This window comes from Martelella endophytica (genome assembly GCF_000960975.1).
Classification (GTDB): Bacteria; Pseudomonadota; Alphaproteobacteria; order Rhizobiales; family Rhizobiaceae; genus Martelella; species Martelella endophytica.
This window is the reverse complement of record NZ_CP010803.1, coordinates 310,903-328,879: the sequence shown is the minus strand read 5'-3', so window position 1 is coordinate 328,879 and position 17,977 is coordinate 310,903. Positions and strand designations below refer to the sequence as shown.

At 62.8% G+C, this 17,977-nt stretch carries 15 protein-coding genes; 10 read left to right on the top strand and 5 right to left on the bottom strand.

Features of this window, described 5'->3' with window-relative positions; translation table 11 throughout:
* Window positions 1-111: 111 nt before the first annotated feature.
* On the top strand, window positions 112-603 hold the full coding sequence (locus tag TM49_RS01430) for an Hsp20 family protein (protein WP_045679226.1): 492 nt from the start codon (window positions 112-114) through the stop codon (window positions 601-603).
* 52 nt (window positions 604-655) lie between these two features.
* Here the strand turns inward: TM49_RS01430 and TM49_RS01425 are convergent, their stop codons facing one another.
* From TM49_RS01425 to TM49_RS01405, 5 genes are all read right to left on the bottom strand, one after another.
* A complete protein-coding gene (locus TM49_RS01425; RefSeq protein ID WP_082074566.1) occupies window positions 656-1,225 on the bottom strand; it encodes a DoxX family protein in 570 nt (189 codons plus the stop codon).
* On the bottom strand, window positions 1,219-1,986 hold the full coding sequence (locus TM49_RS01420) for an HvfC/BufC N-terminal domain-containing protein (protein ID WP_045679225.1): 768 nt from the start codon (window positions 1,984-1,986) through the stop codon (window positions 1,219-1,221). The genes TM49_RS01425 and TM49_RS01420 overlap by 7 nt, the downstream gene beginning before the upstream one ends.
* Window positions 1,979-2,866, bottom strand: a complete 888-nt coding sequence (gene bufB, locus TM49_RS01415) for an MNIO family bufferin maturase (RefSeq protein ID WP_045679224.1) — start codon at window positions 2,864-2,866, stop codon at window positions 1,979-1,981. Before bufB ends, TM49_RS01420 begins: the two co-directional genes overlap by 8 nt.
* A 64-nt stretch (window positions 2,867-2,930) precedes the next feature.
* Entirely contained in the window at window positions 2,931-3,230 is a 300-nt protein-coding gene (locus tag TM49_RS01410) for a BufA1 family periplasmic bufferin-type metallophore (RefSeq protein ID WP_045684579.1), read from the bottom strand.
* A gap of 159 nt (window positions 3,231-3,389) precedes the next feature.
* Window positions 3,390-4,442, bottom strand: a complete 1,053-nt coding sequence (locus TM49_RS01405) for a threonine aldolase family protein (RefSeq protein WP_045679223.1) — start codon at window positions 4,440-4,442, stop codon at window positions 3,390-3,392.
* A gap of 659 nt (window positions 4,443-5,101) precedes the next feature.
* Here TM49_RS01405 and gltB point away from each other — a divergent pair.
* From gltB to TM49_RS01360, 9 genes are all read left to right on the top strand, one after another.
* The gene (gltB, locus tag TM49_RS01400) at window positions 5,102-9,823 is read left to right on the top strand and encodes a glutamate synthase large subunit (RefSeq protein ID WP_045679222.1); all 4,722 of its coding nucleotides are present in this window, start codon (window positions 5,102-5,104) and stop codon (window positions 9,821-9,823) included.
* A 45-nt stretch (window positions 9,824-9,868) separates the two neighbouring features.
* On the top strand, window positions 9,869-10,192 hold the full coding sequence (locus TM49_RS01395) for a heavy metal-binding domain-containing protein (protein ID WP_045679221.1): 324 nt from the start codon (window positions 9,869-9,871) through the stop codon (window positions 10,190-10,192).
* Window positions 10,193-10,206: 14 nt separating this feature from the next.
* The gene (locus TM49_RS01390) at window positions 10,207-11,661 is read left to right on the top strand and encodes a glutamate synthase subunit beta (RefSeq protein WP_045679220.1); all 1,455 of its coding nucleotides are present in this window, start codon (window positions 10,207-10,209) and stop codon (window positions 11,659-11,661) included.
* A 158-nt stretch (window positions 11,662-11,819) separates the two neighbouring features.
* Complete coding sequence (gene galU, locus TM49_RS01385) at window positions 11,820-12,707, top strand: UTP--glucose-1-phosphate uridylyltransferase GalU (RefSeq protein WP_045679219.1); 888 nt, start codon at window positions 11,820-11,822, stop codon at window positions 12,705-12,707.
* Between the two features lie 69 nt (window positions 12,708-12,776).
* A complete protein-coding gene (locus TM49_RS01380; RefSeq protein ID WP_045684578.1) occupies window positions 12,777-13,571 on the top strand; it encodes an alpha/beta hydrolase in 795 nt (264 codons plus the stop codon).
* Window positions 13,572-13,601: 30 nt separating this feature from the next.
* Window positions 13,602-14,594 carry a KpsF/GutQ family sugar-phosphate isomerase gene (locus TM49_RS01375; RefSeq protein WP_045679218.1) on the top strand — a complete coding sequence of 331 codons (993 nt, stop codon included), beginning with the start codon at window positions 13,602-13,604 and terminating at the stop codon, window positions 14,592-14,594.
* An 80-nt stretch (window positions 14,595-14,674) separates the two neighbouring features.
* A complete protein-coding gene (locus tag TM49_RS01370; protein WP_045679217.1) occupies window positions 14,675-15,277 on the top strand; it encodes a GNAT family N-acetyltransferase in 603 nt (200 codons plus the stop codon).
* Window positions 15,278-15,465: 188 nt separating this feature from the next.
* Window positions 15,466-16,491 carry a substrate-binding domain-containing protein gene (locus TM49_RS01365; protein ID WP_045679216.1) on the top strand — a complete coding sequence of 342 codons (1,026 nt, stop codon included), beginning with the start codon at window positions 15,466-15,468 and terminating at the stop codon, window positions 16,489-16,491.
* A 144-nt stretch (window positions 16,492-16,635) separates the two neighbouring features.
* The gene (locus tag TM49_RS01360) at window positions 16,636-17,913 is read left to right on the top strand and encodes an ABC transporter substrate-binding protein (RefSeq protein WP_045679215.1); all 1,278 of its coding nucleotides are present in this window, start codon (window positions 16,636-16,638) and stop codon (window positions 17,911-17,913) included.
* Window positions 17,914-17,977: the final 64 nt, after the last annotated feature.

Below are 17,977 nucleotides of genomic sequence, written 5' to 3'. Positions count from 1 at the left end.
TCCGGCAGCGTAGGGACGCCAATGAATGGGTCCCTGACAGCTTGCCGCCATCGCCGGGATCGGGATGGTCGGAAAGCATCATCGCAAACCAGTCGCTCACAGGAGGACACCATGCGTAATGTCGATTTTTCCCCCCTTTATCGCTCCACGGTCGGCTTTGACCGTCTCTTCAGCCTGCTCGATTCGATGGGCCAGCCGGAACAGGCGCCGGCCTATCCGCCCTACAATATCGAGCGCACCGGCGAGAACAGCTACCGCATCTCGATGGCCGTCGCTGGCTTCAGCGAAAACGAGCTCTCCATCGAAGCCCATGCGAATGTGCTGACCGTCAAGGGCGAGAAAGCCGAAGATGAAAATGAGGGCGATCGCGAATATCTCTATCGCGGCATCGCCAAGCGCGCCTTCGAGCGCCGTTTCCAGCTCGCCGATCACATGGAAGTGCGCGGTGCATCGCTGAAGAACGGCCTGCTCCACGTCGAACTGCTCCGCAATATCCCCGAGGCCATGAAGCCGCGCCGCATTGCTATTGAAAGCCGCGCCGGCAGCGAGCCGAAGACGATTGCCGCCGACCTGCAGAAGACGGAACAGGCGACCGCCGCCTAAGCCGCAGCGCTTTGTGAGAATGCCAGACGGCGCCCCATCCGGGCGCCGTTTTTTATTGGCGCCGCCTTTTGGTCCACCGGTCGACGAGGGTGTCGAGCGCGATCAATCCCGGCCCATAGAGGACGAGGAAGACGAGCGGGACCGTCCACAGCAGGCGCTGGTCGAGGATGACGCTGTCTGGGAAGCGATCGAACAGGGCGCCGATGGTTTCCGGGCCGACCTGATGGACGGTGATGTCGACCAGCGTCTGCACCGCGACGAAGCAGAGCATGCCGAGGGCTGCAATCCGGGTCGCCAGTCCGACGACGATCAGCAGCGGCAGGATGAGTTCGGCATAGGTGCCGAGATAGACAATCAGACCCCAGGGCAGGAAGGGAACGGCGGAGACATCGCCGCCGGCCGCCTCCACTGCGGGAAGCGCGATCTGGTAGTAGGCGGAATCGCGCACCGACAGGAAGCCGAACAGACCGGGTTCAATCTTGGTGCGCGCAGAGTTGAGGAAGTAGAGCCAGAGCGTCGCCGCAAACGCAAACCGCGCGAACAGGCCGGGAAACCAGGGCAGGAGCGCGCTCTCGATAAGGTCGAGTGTGCCTGTATAGAGACGGGTAACAGTCGTCAGCATCGGGTTTCCTCCTCCGCGATCGCGCCCGATCTCAGCAGCAGGGCAAAGCCGGCGGCCAGATCGAAATCGTCGTTGGTTGCAAGGGCGGTTTCGGCGGCTCTAGCAAGTGTCTCGCCATTCATGATCGCCGCGAGGAAGGTAAAATCCGCCGCGTCGATGGCCTGCACCGCGACCTCATAGAAGGGGCGGGTGACCAGTGCCCGCTCCGGCGAGGCGGGGTCGACGCCCTTCAGGCCGGCGCCGGCCTTGATCCGCTTGAAAATCGTCACGGCAGCGCTCTCGAATTCGAGCAGGCGGGCCGCGGGATGGGGCGAAAGTGCCATCGCCATCAAGGCATCGCCATCAATCCCGGCGAGGCCTTGATGGTCCAGCGGCGCGGCGTCGCGCGCATGATAGGCGTCGAGCCATGCGCGCTCCAGCCGGGCGACATCGGCAAGGTAGGGCAGATCGCGCGCGGGCTGGAAACTGGCGACGAAATCGGCAAAGCCGTGGCCGTACTGGGCAAGAACCGGAGAATGCGGTGGGTTGCCCTCGATGTATTCGTGCGCCATCGCGCCGAAGAAACGCTCGCCGACAAGGTCGCGGGTCACGGGAAAGATGTCGCCGAGCGCGCCCTTCAGGCCGACGGCGACATTGTTGCGATAGACGCCGAAGCGTTTTTCCGCAGGGCCGCCGAGCGGATTGACGACACCGGCGGGCGCGACCCGCGGCGGGGGTGAAAGCAGGGCCGCGGCGAAGCCATCCAGTGTGGCCTCAGCCATGACGGGCGCCGAGCAGGAAGCGCTCGCCCTCCTTTGCCATGATCGCTTCGGCAAGCACCGCCTCGCGCTTCAGCACCGGCCATTCGGGCACATCATTATCCCATTCGATCAGCGTCGGCAGCGGGCCGGTCTGGCGGATGACGAAGGCATAGAGCGCCCAGACGGCATCATCGACCGGCCGGTCGTGGGCGTCGATCAGCAGCGGAGCGCCGGTGTCGTCAACATCCTCGGCATGGCCGGCAAGGTGGATCTCGCCGATCCGCTCCAGCGGAAACGCCTTCAGGTACGACATCGCGTCAAATCCGTTGTTGACCGCGGAGACGTGGACATTGTTGACGTCGAGCAGCAGACCGCAGCCGCCTTGCCGGGCGATCTCATCGAGAAATTCGGTCTCGGGAATGCTGCTTTCGGAAAAGGCGACATAGGTCGAGGGGTTTTCCAGCAGGATCGGCCGCTTCAGCGCCTCCTGCACCGTGTCGATGTGGGCGACGATATCGGCCAGCGTTTCCGGCGTATAAGGCAGCGGCAGCAGGTCGTTGTAATAGGCGTCGTCATGGGTGGACCAGGCGAGGTGTTCGGAGACGAGGCCGGGTTCGTAGCGTTCGACGACGGTCCGCAGCCGGGCAAGGTGGGCGGGATCGAGGCCGCGCGGCGAGCCGATCGACATGCCGACGCCATGGATGGAGAGCGGAAAATCGGAGCGCATGCGGGTGAGGATGCGGTGCGGGTGGCCGCCTTCGCCCATGTAGTTCTCCGCATGTACCTCCAGAAAGCCGATTCGGTAATCGTCGGTGAGGATTGCATCGGCGTGGGCGGTCTTGAACCCGGCGCCTGGGCGCGGCGGGATCGGCCTGCGATCGAATGTCTTCAGGGTCGTCATTGCTGTTGCCTCCGGTGAACGAAAGCACCGCCGGCGCGGGAAGCGGCCGGCGGTGCAAGGCGGATCACATTTCCGGCAGGTCGCGGTCGAGCGGCGAAAGCGAGCCCATCCGGTCGCCCGGCAGCATCATCTCGGTGCAGGAACCTTCGGCCACGTATTTCCAGGAGTTGCCCTGGTAGTCGACCTTGGACGTGCCGGCGCAGGTCGTGCCGGGGCCGGCCGCGCAATCGTTCTGGCCGGCCATGGCGACGCCGTAGCATTTGACGTTGGCCGCCTGGGCCGGCGTGGTGGCGATGAGGCCGCCGGCGGCGACAGCGAGGGCGCCCGCAAGGGTCGCGGCACTGATCTTCTTCTGTGTGGACATGAAACTCTCCTTCTCCATCGTGTTCGATTGTTGCGCAGGGTGGCTCCTGCACGAAAGAGAGTTGCAAAAACTTGCTTCAACTGGAAATCAATGGCGCGTCATTTTGGGTTCACGGCTGGTGAACGGGTTGTGATGTCGCTGTGAGGTTCGCGTTATCCGTCAGCGTCCGAGGAAGGAGACGAACTGGTCGACCTCCGCTTCTGTGGTGGCAAAGCTGGTGACGCAACGGGCGAGAATCTCGTCTTCGCCGACCAGATCGTCGGCGCCGGCCGGCACGAGCCAGTCATAGAAGCGGGCGCCGGCAGTGCGTGCCGCCTCGGCAGCCGCTTTCGGCATGATCACGAAAACCTCGTTCGACTGCGTCTCCCAGCCAAGCCGGGCGCCGCTGGCGTTGCGGAACGCCTGGCGCATGCGCTCCGCCATCGCGTTGGAATGACGGGCGAGATCGAGCCAGAGGTCATTTTCGAGATAGGCATCGAACTGCGCGGAGATGAAGCGGGTCTTCGAGAACAGGTGGGCGGCGCGCTTGCGGATATAGGGCATGTCGCGGGCCATGTCCGGGTTCATGAACACGATCGCCTCGGCGCACCAGCAGCCGTTCTTGGTGCCGCCGAAGGAAAGGATGTCGACGCCGCGCTTCCAGGTCATTTCCGCCGGCGTGGTGTCGAGCGCAACAAGGCCGTTGGCGAAGCGCGCACCGTCCATGTGCACCGGCAGGCCAAGCGCCTTCGCCTCGGCGGTGATACCGGCAATCTCGTCGAGGGAATAGACCGTGCCGATTTCGGTCGATTGCGTGAGCGACACCGCCATCGGCTGGCCGTGGTGGATGAAGTCGGCGGGATAGCGGGCCGCGACCTTGCGCAGGTTTGCCGGCGTCATCTTGCCATCGGGGCCCGAAACGAGCGCCAGCCTGCCGCCACCCGTGAAATATTCCGGCGCGCCGCCCTCGTCATTGGCGATATGGCCCTCTGTGTGGCAGAAGACGACGCCACCCGGCCGACCGACGGCCGACAGCGACAGCGAATTCGCCGCCGTGCCGGTGCCGACGAAAAAGACAGCCACCTCGCGCTCGAAGATCTCGTTGAAACGCGCTTCGATCTTCCGGTCGAGGTCACTGGTGCCGTAGGCATTGGCGTAGCCGGATTGCTCGCGCACGAGCGCCTCGCCGATGGCGGGATGGGCGCCGGCCCAGTTGTCGGATGCAAAGAACATGGAAGACCTCGGAAATGCGTTTGGGAGTCGGGCGCGATATCAATGGAAAGGCAGGTCAATGTAAAGGGCCTCGCGGCAAGGTGGCCGGCGGATGGCCCGACAGACGGCGGCGGCCGCCTTGACAAGGCGCGCTCGGAAGGCGAAATCGGCGCTCGGCAGGCCATTTCCCGCAGGAGCTTGCGGTCACTGCGTCGATGAAGCGCGAAAATCGCCCCAGAAATGACGTTTTGTTTCAGGTCTTACGACAAACACCTGAAAAACGAAATTTTCTTGCTTTGCCTTCGTGTGCCGCGTAATTATCGCTCGTATTTGCGCGCCGCGACCCATAATTTAACTTGCTACTGTTGGTCGTTTCTGGCATGAAGGGCAAATAGGACAGTTATGCTGTCCTATTTTTGTGTCCGGCTCGCTTTGCTGCCGCCCTCTCTGAGGGGCTGACGTCATGCCGTTTTTCGGGCTATAGTGTTCCGACAGACGGCGAGACCGTCAACGGTCCGGCAGGGATCGTTCCTGGCACAGGCCGGTTTGCCGCAGAGGGCGCTCCGGTATCAGAACAGTAATGTGGCAATGAAGCAGGGAGGCGTTCACCGCGTCGCTGCACCCATGCCCGATGATCCGGTTTCGCCTTGGCTTGATAAGGCGCTTTAAGGAGACCTTGAATGACGAAGATGACGCCATCCGCGCTTAGTGGTGCCCCGGTCACGCAGCCTGACGTGAAGACCGCTCACAAAGCTGCCGAGGCTCGTCGCGCCAAACGTCAGGGTCTCTATGATCCGCGAAACGAGCACGATGCCTGCGGCGTCGGCTTCATCGCCCACATGAAGGGCGAGAAGTCGCACCAGATCGTGCGCGACGGTCTCTTCATCCTGGAAAACCTCACCCACCGCGGCGCCGTTGGTGCCGATCCGCTGATGGGGGACGGTGCCGGCATGCTGATGCAGATCCCCGACCGTTTCTTCCGCGAGGAGATGGCGAAGGAAGGCACGGTTCTGCCGAAGGTTGGCGAATACGCCGTCGGCTACTTCTTCATGCCGCGCGACGAGGCGCGCATCGCCCACTACAAGGACATCATCCAGAAGGTGATTGCCGACGAGGGCCAGCGTTTCCTCGGCTTCCGCGAAGTGCCCGTCGACAATTCCTCGCTGTCGAAGGCAGAAGATATCGCAGCGACCGAACCCTATCATCTGCAGGTCTTCATCGGCGCCGGCCAGCGCGCCGACACCCAGCAGGAATTCGAGCGCCGGCTGTTCATCCTGCGCAAGGTGATCTCCAACACCATTTTCATGGAAAGCCCGGAAGCGACCGAAGATTTCTATTCCGTGTCGATGTCTTCCTCGACGATCGTCTACAAGGGCATGTTCCTCGCCTACCAGGTCGGCGCCTACTACAAGGACCTTTCGGATCCCCGGTTCGAATCGGCCGTCGCCCTCGTGCATCAGCGGTTTTCGACCAACACCTTCCCGTCCTGGAAGCTGTCGCATCCCTATCGCATGGTCGCCCATAACGGCGAGATCAACACGCTCAGAGGCAACGTCAACTGGATGGCCGCGCGTCAGGCGTCGGTTTCCTCGCCGCTGTTCGGCTCCGACATTTCCAAGCTCTGGCCGATCTCCTACGAAGGCCAGTCCGATACGGCCTGTTTCGACAACGCGCTCGAATTCCTGGTTCAGGGCGGCTATTCCATGGCGCATGCCGTGATGATGCTGATCCCGGAAGCCTGGGCCGGCAACATGTCGATGAGCCCGGAGCGCAAGGCGTTCTACGAATATCACGCTTCGCTGATGGAGCCGTGGGACGGCCCCGCCGCCGTCGCCTTCACCGATGGCCGCCAGATCGGCGCGACGCTTGACCGTAACGGCCTGCGTCCGGCGCGTTATCTGATCACCAAGGATGACCGGATCATCATGGCATCCGAGGCCGGCGTTCTGCCGGTCGAAGAGGAAAACATCGTTGCCAAGTGGCGCCTGCAACCCGGCAAGATGCTGCTGATCGACATGGACAAGGGCCGGATCATTTCCGACGAGGAGATCAAGTCCGAGCTTGCCGGCATGCATCCCTACCAGAACTGGCTCGATCACACCCAGCTCATCCTCGAGGACCTGGCCCCGGTCGAACCCCGGGCACTGCGCCGTGACGTGTCGCTGCTCGACCGCCAGCAGGCCTTCGGCTACACCCAGGAAGACACCAAGATCCTGATGTCGCCGATGGCGACGACCGGTCAGGAAGCGATCGGTTCGATGGGCACCGACACGCCGATCTCGGCGATGTCGGACAAGGCGAAGCTGCTCTACACCTATTTCAAGCAGAATTTTGCCCAGGTCACGAACCCGCCGATCGACCCGATCCGCGAGGAACTGGTGATGAGCCTGGTCTCGTTCATCGGTCCGCGTCCGAACATTCTCGATCACGAGGGAGCCTCGCGCGAGAAGCGCCTCGAAGTGCGCCAGCCGATCCTGACCAATGGCGATCTGGAGAAGATCCGCTCCATCGGTCACTCGGAAGATCGTTTCGACACCAAGACGCTCGATTTCACCTATGACGCCGAACAGGGCGCCGAGGGCATGCCGGCAATGATCGACCGGCTTTGCGAGCGCGCGGAAGCGGCGGTCAAGGGCGGCTACAACATCATCGTGCTCTCCGACCGTCATCTCGGTCCGGACCGAATCGCCATCCCGGCACTGCTGGCGACGGCGGCCGTGCATCATCACCTGATTCGCAAGGGGCTTCGCACCTCGGTCGGTCTCGTGGTCGAATCGGGCGAGCCGCGCGAAGTGCATCACTTCTGCTGTCTCGCGGGCTATGGCGCGGAAGCCATCAACCCCTACCTCGCCTTCGATACGCTGGCCGACATGCACGCCAAGGGCCTGTTCCCGAAGGAAGTCGATGCCGGCGAGGTGATCTATCGCTACATCAAGGCAATCGGGAAGGGCATGCTCAAGGTCATGTCCAAGATGGGCATTTCGACCTATCAGTCCTATTGCGGTGCGCAGATCTTCGACGCCGTCGGTCTGTCGTCGGAATTCGTCGAGCGTTTCTTCTTCGGCACGGCCTCGATGATCGAGGGCGTCGGCCTGAAGGAAATCGCCGAGGAAACCGCGGCACGCCACCTTTCGGCATTCGGCAAGGACCCGATCCTGTCGTCCACGCTCGATATCGGCGGCGAATATGCCTACCGCATGCGCGGCGAGGCTCATGCCTGGACGCCGGAAGCAATCGCCGAGTTGCAGCACGCCGTTCGCGGCAATGCGCGCGACCGCTACAACGCTTTCTCCGGCCTGGAAAACGCCAGCGCGCTCAGGATGAACACCATTCGTGGCCTGTTCAAGGTCCGCAGCGCCGCCGAACTCGGCCGCACGCCCGTTTCGATCGATGAGGTCGAGCCGGCTGCCGAGATCGTCAAGCGCTTCTCGACCGGGGCGATGTCCTTCGGTTCGATCTCGCGTGAGGCGCACACCACGCTCGCCATCGCCATGAACCAGATCGGCGGCAAGTCGAACACGGGCGAGGGCGGCGAAGAGTCCGATCGCTATCTGAAGCTTCCCGATGGCACCACGCCGAGGGAACGCTCTGCGATCAAGCAGATCGCCTCCGGCCGTTTCGGTGTCACGACCGAATATCTGGTCAACGCCGATCTCCTGCAGATCAAGGTGGCGCAGGGTGCCAAGCCCGGCGAGGGCGGTCAGCTGCCCGGCCACAAGGTCGACGCGACGATCGCCAAGACCCGTCACTCGACCCCGGGCGTCGGCCTGATCTCGCCGCCGCCGCACCACGACATCTATTCGATCGAGGATCTGGCGCAGCTGATCTACGACCTGAAGAACGTCAACCCGGCGGCCGACGTGTCGGTCAAGCTGGTCTCGGAAGTCGGTGTCGGCACGGTTGCCGCAGGTGTCGCCAAGGCGCGCGCCGATCACATCACCATCTCCGGTTTCGATGGCGGTACCGGCGCTTCGCCGCTGACCTCGCTCAAGCATGCCGGCAGCCCCTGGGAAATCGGCCTTGCCGAAACCCAGCAGACGCTGGTGCTGAACGGCCTTCGTTCGCGCATCGCGCTGCAGGTCGACGGTGGCCTGAAGACCGGCCGCGACGTGCTGATTGGTGCCATTCTCGGCGCCGACGAGTTCGGCTTCTCGACAGCGCCGCTGATCGCGGCTGGCTGCATCATGATGCGCAAGTGCCATCTGAACACCTGCCCCGTCGGTGTGGCCACGCAGGACCCGGTCCTGCGGAAGCGGTTCAAGGGTGCGCCCGAGCACGTCGTCAACTATTTCTTCTTCGTCGCCGAAGAGCTGCGCGAGCTGCTCGCCGAACTCGGCTTCACCCGGCTCGATGAGGTTATCGGTGCCGTCGAGCTGCTCGACAAGGACGAGGCGATTGCCCACTGGAAGTCCAAGGGTCTCGATTTCTCGAAGATCTTCCACAAGGTGCCCGCGCCGAAGGAAGCCACGCTCTGGACCGAGCGCCAGAAGCACCCGATCGACGATATTCTCGACCGTAAGCTGATCGCTGAAGCGATGCCGGCGCTCGAGAACAAGGAAAAGGTCGTCATCGAGACCACGATCAAGAACGTCGACCGCTCCGCCGGCGCGATGCTCTCCGGCGAGGTTGCCAAGCGCTGGAACGAGAAGGGTCTCAAGGACGACACGATTGCGGTCACGCTCAAGGGCACGGCCGGCCAGTCCTTCGGCGCCTTCCTGGCGCGCGGCGTCACCTTTGACCTCATCGGCGACGGCAACGACTATGTCGGCAAGGGCCTTTCGGGCGGCAAGATCATCATCCGCCCGCCGGAGAACTCGCCGATCGTGCCGGAAGAATCGATCATCGTCGGCAACACGGTGCTTTACGGCGCGACCGCTGGCGAGTGCTACTTCCGCGGTGTCGCCGGTGAGCGCTTTGCCGTCCGCAACTCCGGCGCCATCGCCGTTGTCGAGGGCGTCGGCGATCATGGTTGCGAATACATGACCGGTGGTCTTGTCGTCGTTCTCGGCTCGACGGGCCGCAACTTCGCGGCCGGCATGTCGGGTGGCGTTGCCTATGTGCTGGACGAGGATGGCGGCTTTGCCGACCGCTGCAACATGGCCATGGTCATGCTGGAGCCGGTGCCGGAAGAGGACGACATGCTGGAGAAGCTGCACCATCATGGCGGCGACCTCATGCACAAGGGCCGTGTGGACGTCTCGGGCGACATGACCCGCCATGACGAAGAGCGTCTCGTCCGCCTCATCACCAACCATCTCCTCTACACGGGCTCCACCCGCGCCAAGGCGATCCTCGACGATTGGGCGCACTATCGCCCGATGTTCCGCAAGGTCATGCCGGTCGAATACCGGCGTGCGCTGGAGGACATGGAGCGGATGCGCATGGGTGTTGCGGCGGAGTGATCTGGCCGCCTCACGGGGCGGTTGAATGCTCTCAGGAGATGTTCAATGCTGATGACGACGACAAATGTGCTCGAAGGGCGGCGGATCGCCGCCTACAAGGGTATCGTGACCGGCGAGGCCATCATCGGCGCCAATGTGTTCAGGGATTTTCTGGCGGGTGTTCGCGATATCATTGGCGGGCGCTCCGGCGCTTACGAGAATGCGTTGCGCGAAGCCCGCGAGGCAGCCTATGAGGAAATGCAGAACGACGCCGAGCGGTTGGGGGCGAATGCCATCGTCGCTGTCGACATCGACTATGAAAATATTACGACCGGAAAGGGTACGATGCTGATGGTATCGGTATCCGGCACTGCGGTCGTCATCGAGTAGTTTCAGGGAAGAATATGGGCAAGGTTACAGGTTTTATGGAAATCGACCGGCAGGTCGCGAAGTATCAGCCGGCCTCCGATCGGATTCGGCATTTCCGTGAGTTCACGATCCCGATGTCGGATCCGGAAGTGCAGAAGCAGGCTGCCCGCTGCATGGACTGTGGCATCCCCTATTGCCACGGCCCGACCGGCTGTCCGATCCACAACCAGATCCCGGACTGGAACGATCTGGTCTATAACGGCAACTGGAAAGAGGCGATTGCGAACCTGCATTCGACCAACAATTTCCCCGAGTTCACCGGCCGTGTCTGCCCCGCTCCCTGCGAAGAAGCTTGCACGCTGAACCTCGAGGACATTCCGGTCTCGATCAAGACCGTCGAGCAGGCGATCGCCGACAAGGCCTATGAGCTCGGCTTCATCGTGCCGCAGCCGGCGACGGTGAAGACCGGCAAGCGCGTGGCCGTCATCGGCTCCGGCCCTGCCGGCATGGCGGCAGCCCAGCAGCTCGGCCGCGCTGGCCACGAGGTTGACCTCTACGAGCGTGAATCGAAGCCCGGCGGCCTGCTGCGCTACGGCATTCCCGACTTCAAGATGGAGAAGAACTTCATTGACCGTCGCGTCGAGCAGATGCGCGGCGAGGGCGTTACCTTCCATTGCGGCGTCAATGTCGGCGTCGATGTGAAGATGGATCAGCTGCTGTCCGATTACGATGCGGTGCTCTATTGCGGTGGTTCGGAAACCCCGCGTGCCTCCGGCATCGGCGGCGGCGAGCTGCACGGCGTGCATGATGCGATGCCGTTTCTGGTGCAGCAGAACCGTCGCGTCGGCCGTGAGAACATCGATAGTACCGGCTGGCCGTCCGAGCCGATCCTTGCCGGCGGCAAGCATGTCGTCGTCGTCGGCGGCGGCGATACCGCGTCCGACTGCGTCGGCACGGCCTTCCGCCAGGGCGCCGTCAAGGTCACCCAGCTCGACATCCGCCCGCAGCCGCCGGAAAAGGAAGACAAGCTCGCCGTCTGGCCGTTCTGGGCCACCAAGATGCGCACGTCTTCCTCGCAGGCCGAAGGTGCGGTACGCGAGTTCCAGGTCGCAACGCTGGAATTCGTGGGCGAGGACGGCGTGCTGACCGGCGTGAAGTGCTGCCATGTGGACGAGAAGCGCAAGCCGATCGCTGGCACGGAATTCGTCATCAAGGCCGATCTCGCTTTTATCGCCATCGGCTTCCGCGGCCCGTTCAAGGACGGCGTGCTTGCCGATCTGGAAGGCCGGTTGACGCTCAACACCGACAGCCGCGGCTCGGTCAACGTGATTGCCAACGACACCGACTACAAGACCTCGGTCGACAAGTTCTGGACCGCTGGCGACGTTCGCCGCGGCCAGTCGCTGGTGGTCTGGGCGATTCGCGAGGGCCGCCAGGCCGCCCGCGCCATCGACGAGGCTCTGATGGGCGAAACGCTGCTGCCGCGTTGACGTAAACTGCCCGTCCAGATGGCGGACGGACCATTCCTGATAAAAATCCAGAAGGGGCGGGCGCTTGATTGCACCGCCCCTTGTATCTTGCTAGACCTTACCAATATTGCCAGAATAATTCATTCATTTCCGCGTTTTGACGATAAAAGGAGAGGGTCTTGGCTCAGCATAAGAAGGTTCGCAAGGCAGTTCTGCCGGTCGCCGGTCTCGGTACACGCTTCCTGCCCGCGACCAAGGTCGTGCCGAAGGAAATGCTGCCCGTCGTCGACAAGCCGATCGTGCAGTACGTGGTCGACGAGGCGATCGAAGCCGGCATCGAGCACTTCGTCTTCGTCACCGGCCGCAACAAGCACGTCATCGAGGATTATTTCGATATCCAGTACGAGCTGGAAGCGACGCTGAAGGCGCGCAACAAGAATGCGGAGCTGAGCCTGCTTGCCACGATGCTGCCGAAGGCCGGCACGGCGACCTTTACCCGTCAGCAGGAACCCCACGGTCTTGGCCACGCTGTCTGGTGCGCCCGCGAGATCGTCGGCCCCGAGCCCTTCGCTCTGATCCTGCCCGACATGGTGATGGAAGCCGACAAGCCCTGCCTGAAGGGCATGATGGAAGTCTACGACGTTGCCGGCGGCAATGTCGTCTCGGTCGAGGAATGCGACCCCTCGCTCGCCCACAAGTATGGCATTGTCGGCGTCGGCGAAACGGTCGGCAACGGTTTCAAGATCACCGAGATGATTGAAAAGCCGGAACCGGGTACTGCGCCGTCCAACTACTTCATCAATGGCCGTTATATCCTGCAGCCGGAAATCTTCCCGATCCTTGCCGAGACCGAGCGCGGTGCCGGCAACGAGATCCAGCTCACCGACGGTATGCTGAAGCTTGCGCAGAGCCAGGAATTCTTCGGTTACAAGTTCGATGGCCAGACCTTCGACTGCGGCTCCAAGGAAGGCTTCATCATCGCCAATGTGGCGCTGGCGCTGAAGCGCGAAGATATCCGCCCGAAGGTCGAGGACGAGCTCAAGGCGCTGATTGCCGCGCTGAAATAATTCGCGCGATCAACTGGAAATGCTATAAGGGCGGCGCTTCATGCGCCGCTTTTTTCGTCTGGAATGTCCATGCCCTTCCCCGATATCACCATTCTCCGCCAGGGTGCGGAAAACCGCCTCGAAGGCGAGGCGCCGAACCGGTTCTTCGCCAATGTCCACCGCCCCGAACTGCACGCCTTCACCGTGGATCGCCCCTGCGCCCGGGCGCTGGTCTATGCCGGTGGCGGCTACACCAGGCTCTTCTATGACAAGGAGGGTGTCGAGGTCGCCCGCTGGCTGAACGGCATCGGTGTCGATGCCCATGTTCTGGTGCACAGATTGCCGGGCGCCCCGACGGGGGATGGCGGCGTTCATCCGAAGGATGTCGCGCTTTCCGATGGTCTCGCCGCGCTCGATCACCTGGCGAAGACCGGCCCGGACCTGCCGCTCTTTCACGTTGGCCTGTCCTCCGGCGGCCACCTTGCCGGCGTCATGGCCTGCCAGCAGCACCGGCTGATGGCGCAAGGCGCGGTGATCGGCTATGCGCCGCTCAATGCCAACCACCGGAACCACAAGTTTCCGCCCGGCAAGCCGGATTATCCGCCCGTTGAAAAGCAGGACTTTTATGACGACTGGCCGGTCGGCCTAGCCGGCCACCCGCATGCCCATCCGAAAATGCCCGTATTCCTGGCCTATGCGCTGAACGATCGCTCCGTGCCGGTCGAGCATGCCCTGCGGCTTGTCGAAACGGCAGCAGCAGAGGGGCTTGCCGTCGATGCCCACGTCTTCGCCGCAGCGCCGCACGGTTTCGCGCTCCGCGACCGCACCGGCACGCATGCTGCATGGACGGAGCTTGCGCTCGACTGGATGCGGCGGCTCACTTGATTGCGACAGATAAAGGGGCTACCAGCGATCATGGCTGACGAAATGGACATTCTGGCGGCAGAAGCCGCCGCCTCGGCGCTGAGAACCGTCGATTACGAGCGGAAGGGCCTTGATGCGCTGGCGGACGCGATCGCCAATGGTCTTTCCGATCCCTTTGCCAAGGCCGCGATCCTTCTGAAGCAGACGGCGGGCCACGTGATCGTCTCCGGCGTCGGCAAGAGCGGCCATGTCGGCACCAAGATCGCGGCGACCTTCGCCTCCACCGGCACGCCGGCCTTTTTCGTCCATCCCGCCGAAGCCAATCATGGCGATATGGGCATGATCTCCCAGAATGATGCGGTGCTGGCGCTCTCCTGGAGCGGCGAAAGCAGCGAGCTGACCGCACTCGTGGCCTATACCCGCCGCTTTGCCATTCCGCTGATCGCGATCACCGCCGGCCGCCAGTCATCGCTGGCGCTGGCCGCCGATATCGCGCTGATCCTGCCGAAGGCGGATGAAGCCTGTCCTCACGGCCTTGCGCCGACGACGTCGACGACGATGCAGCTCGCGCTCGGCGATGCGCTGGCGATTGCGCTTCTTGAGATGCGCGGCTTTTCGGAGACCGATTTCAGGGTCTATCATCCGGGCGGCAAGCTCGGTGCGCTGCTGTCGCATGTGGAGGATATCATGCATTGCGGCGACCGGATGCCGCTGGTGCGCCTCGGCACGCGCGTGCCGGAGGCGATCATGGTGCTGTCGCAGAAGCGTTTCGGCTGCGTCGGCGTGCTTGATGAGGCCGGACGGCTTTCCGGCATCATCACCGACGGCGATCTCGCCCGCCACCTGTCGCGCGACCTGAGCGGCCTCAGCGTTCAGGACATCATGACGACGGAGCCGAAGACGGTGAGGCCGAACATGCTCGTCTCGAGCGCGCTCGCCTTGCTGAACAAGCACAATATCTCGGCGCTGATGGTCGTCGACGACGAGCGAAGGCCGGTCGGTATCGTCCATTTCCACGATTTCCTGCGCGTCGGCGCCGCCTGAGGCCTTGCCATGCTTCTGCCGATCCGGCGGGCTATGAGCCCGCGATCCGGCCTTGCCGCTTCGTTCATCGGAGACCTTTCATGACCGCAGAACCGTTCATCCGCCGTGCCCGGCCCGAAGATCGCCAGGCGCTTTTCGACATCTGCCTGAAAACCGCCGATTCCGGCGGGGACGCCAGCGCGCTCTACAGTGATCCGGATTATCCGGGTCTCGTCTGGGCCGTGCCCTATCTCGAATTCTCTCCGGATTTCTGTTTCGTCGTTGATGTCGATGGCACGGCCATGGGCTATATCGTCGGCACGCCGGATACGGCCGCCTTCGAACAGCGGCTCGACGAGGCCTGGTGGCCGAGGCTGAGGCGTCGTTATGCCGAGTGCGTGGTCGAGAAGCCGCTCGACGGCAATGTGCTTTCCTATATTACTGCACCGCGATATCAGCCGGTCGATATCGCCCGGCGATATCCTGCCCATCTCCACATCAATCTCCTGCCACCGCTGCAATCGGGTGGCTGGGGCCGGCGCCTGATCGCGACGGAGCTCGAAGCGCTGACCGCTGCCGGAGCCCGTGGTGTCCATCTCGGTGTCAGCCGGACGAACGAAAATGCGCAGGGATTCTATAGCTATATCGGCCTGACGCGGCAGGATCGCGAAGATGGCCTCTGGTTCGTCAAGGCGCTCGATTAGTTTGGCGGTGACTAAGTCCACAAAGCCGAATGGGAGCCTCGGGAAAGCGCGTGCGGATGCGAACGGAGGCTGCTGCAGGGCAGGATATCCGAAACGTTTCGGTTGACGCGACTTGCCTGCCGCTGCCGCCCTTGGCAAGATAAGTGCGAGGAAAGGCGCGAGAAATTCGATTTGCGCTTCGGGATACGATGACAACACTGAAGGATTTGAGCCGGGCGCTGGGGCTGTCGGTCACCCAGGTCAGCCGGGCGCTGAATGGCCACAGCGATGTGAGCGCGGCCACCCGGGAACGGGTGATGGAAGCCGCCAAAATCTTGAATTATATACCCAATATTGCGGCGCGGCGGCTGGTTTCCGGCCGCTCCGGCACTGTCGGCCTGGTCTTCCGAAATCGTTCGGAAGTGCCGCCCGATACGCTCTTCGTGGAGACGACATGCGGGCTTTCTGAGTTCTTTGCCGAGCATGACCTGCAGTTCATGCTGCATGTCGGCCGGCTGACGGATGACGAGATCAAGGTCTATCGGCGGCTGGTCGACAGCCGAACGCTTGATGGCTTCGTGATCCTCAATCCTGTGGTCGATGACCGGCGTATTGCCTTCCTGCGCGAGCGGGAGGTGCCCTTCGTGGTCCATGGCCGCGCCGCGCCCGACAGCGCCCACCCCTATTTCGATATCGACAATGAAGAGGTCGCCCATCGCCTCACGCGCCATCTCATCGAGCGTGGACACCGTCGCATCGCCTTCATCAACGGTCTTCGCTCGCTGACATTCGTCGAGGCTCGGCAGAGAGGTTATGCCCGCGCGCTTGCCGAGGCGGGGATTGCCTATGACGAGACGCTTCATGTTGCCGTCGAGATGACGGAAAGCGCGGGCCTTGTCGAAAGCGTGCGTTTCGTTGCCCACATGGCTGAGCGACCGACGGCGGTGATCTGCGGTAACACACGGATTGCAAAGGGTGTTTATCGCGCGGTCGAGGCGGCGGGGCTGTCGATTCCGGGCGATGTCTCTGTGGTTGCCCATGACGATCTCCTGTTCGAATTCGATTCCGAGCGCTTCAATCCGCCGCTCACCGTGACCGCCAGTGCCCTGTCGGAAAGCTGGAAGCCGATGGCGACCTTCCTCGCCCGCGCCATCGACGGCGGCTATCCGCTTGCGCAGATGCAGGAAATCGGCCGCACGGTGTTCATCGAGCGCGCTTCCGTCGCCACTGTGTAAGGTCGTCGTCCACGGCCCTCCGATTTGTCCCGTTGACAGAACGCATTTGCGAGCCTACCCTCCCGAAACGTTTCGGATTTCACGTAAATCAAGAAACGGTGTTCGCCGATATGGGAGTGTCGGCTGTCTTCAAGGGAGGAATTCATGGTCAAGCGACTGAACAGACTGGCATATTTTGCCGCAGGCGGAGCACTTTTCGCAAGTCTTGCGGTACCCGCTTCTGCCGTCGAGGTCACCATCGTTTCGGGTGACACGGGCACGGCAGTGCAGAACTTCAAGGATCTGGTGAAGCCGTGGGAGGATGAAACCGGCAACACCGCGAAGATCGTGCCTATGCCGTCGTCGACCACGGACCAGTTCGGTCAGTACCGCCTCTGGCTTGCCGCCGGTAACGCCGATGTCGATCTCTACCAGACCGACGTCATCTGGGCGCCGCAGCTTGCCGATCATTTCGTCGATCTGAGCGATGCCGCCAAGGATGTCATCGACGACTATTTCCCCTCGATCATCCAGTCGCAGACCGTTGACGGCAAGCTCGTGGCGATGCCGATCTTTACCGACGCGCCGGCGCTCTACTACCGCAAGGACCTGCTCGACAAATACGGCAAGGAACCGCCGAAGACCTGGACGGAGCTTGCCGAGACCGCCAAGGAAATCCAGGACGGCGAGCGGGCCGACGGCAATGCCGACATGTGGGGTTATGTCTGGCAGGGCAACGCCTATGAGGGGCTGACCTGCGACGCGCTGGAATGGGTGAAGTCCTATGGCGGCGGCCAGATCGTTGAGCCGGACGGCACGATCTCGATCAACAATCCCAAGGCCGCGGCGGCGGTAGAGGAAGCCGCTTCCTGGATCAACACGATCTCGCCGGAAGGCGTGCTCGCCTACATGGAAGAGGAGGCCCGCGGCGTCTGGCAGACCGGCAATGCCGTGTTCATGCGCAACTGGCCCTATGCCTATGCGCTCGGCAATGACGATTCGAGCCCGATCAAGGGCGAGTTCGACGTCACGACCCTGCCGGCCGGCCCGGACGGCGGATCGCCGGCAGCAACGCTTGGCGGCTGGAATGTCGCCGTGTCGAAATACAGCAAGCATCAGGAGGCCGCCGTCTCGCTTGCCATGTATCTGGCCGGCCCCGAGGCGCAGAAGGAACGCGCCCTGAAGCAGACCAACCTGCCGACGCTCGTCGCGCTTTATGACGATCCGGAAATCGCCGAGCAGCAGCCGATCATTCCGCGCTGGAAAGAGGTGTTCCTGAACGCCGTTCCGCGGCCGTCCGCCCCCACAAAGGGCAAGTATAACGAGGTCTCCTCGCTGTTCTGGTCGGCCGTCCACAATACGCTGGCCGGCGACGGCACTGCCGCTGAAAACCTTGAAATCCTCGAGATTGACCTTGAGGATCTGAAGGGCAGCGGCTGGTAACGCTCCTTTGTTGGTCGGGGCGGCGTTCTTGCGCCGTCCCATCTTCCATCGGCCGCGCCGGAAA

Bases quoted from the DNA above. Each gene is read 5' to 3' on its own strand.
- TM49_RS01380 (WP_045684578.1), top strand. From the start codon at position 12,777: ATGCCCTTCCCCGATATCACCATTCTCCGCCAGGGTGCGGAAAACCGC.
- TM49_RS01390 (WP_045679220.1), top strand. From the start codon at position 10,207: ATGGGCAAGGTTACAGGTTTTATGGAAATCGACCGGCAGGTCGCGAAG.
- TM49_RS01370 (WP_045679217.1), top strand. From the start codon at position 14,675: ATGACCGCAGAACCGTTCATCCGCCGTGCCCGGCCCGAAGATCGCCAG.
- TM49_RS01360 (WP_045679215.1), top strand. From the start codon at position 16,636: ATGGTCAAGCGACTGAACAGACTGGCATATTTTGCCGCAGGCGGAGCA.
- TM49_RS01395 (WP_045679221.1), top strand. From the start codon at position 9,869: ATGCTGATGACGACGACAAATGTGCTCGAAGGGCGGCGGATCGCCGCC.
- TM49_RS01420 (WP_045679225.1), bottom strand. From the start codon at position 1,986: ATGGCTGAGGCCACACTGGATGGCTTCGCCGCGGCCCTGCTTTCACCC.
- TM49_RS01430 (WP_045679226.1), top strand. From the start codon at position 112: ATGCGTAATGTCGATTTTTCCCCCCTTTATCGCTCCACGGTCGGCTTT.
- TM49_RS01410 (WP_045684579.1), bottom strand. From the start codon at position 3,230: ATGTCCACACAGAAGAAGATCAGTGCCGCGACCCTTGCGGGCGCCCTC.
- TM49_RS01375 (WP_045679218.1), top strand. From the start codon at position 13,602: ATGGCTGACGAAATGGACATTCTGGCGGCAGAAGCCGCCGCCTCGGCG.
- gltB (WP_045679222.1), top strand. From the start codon at position 5,102: ATGACGAAGATGACGCCATCCGCGCTTAGTGGTGCCCCGGTCACGCAG.
- bufB (WP_045679224.1), bottom strand. From the start codon at position 2,866: ATGACGACCCTGAAGACATTCGATCGCAGGCCGATCCCGCCGCGCCCA.
- TM49_RS01365 (WP_045679216.1), top strand. From the start codon at position 15,466: ATGACAACACTGAAGGATTTGAGCCGGGCGCTGGGGCTGTCGGTCACC.
- TM49_RS01405 (WP_045679223.1), bottom strand. From the start codon at position 4,442: ATGTTCTTTGCATCCGACAACTGGGCCGGCGCCCATCCCGCCATCGGC.
- TM49_RS01425 (WP_082074566.1), bottom strand. From the start codon at position 1,225: ATGCTGACGACTGTTACCCGTCTCTATACAGGCACACTCGACCTTATC.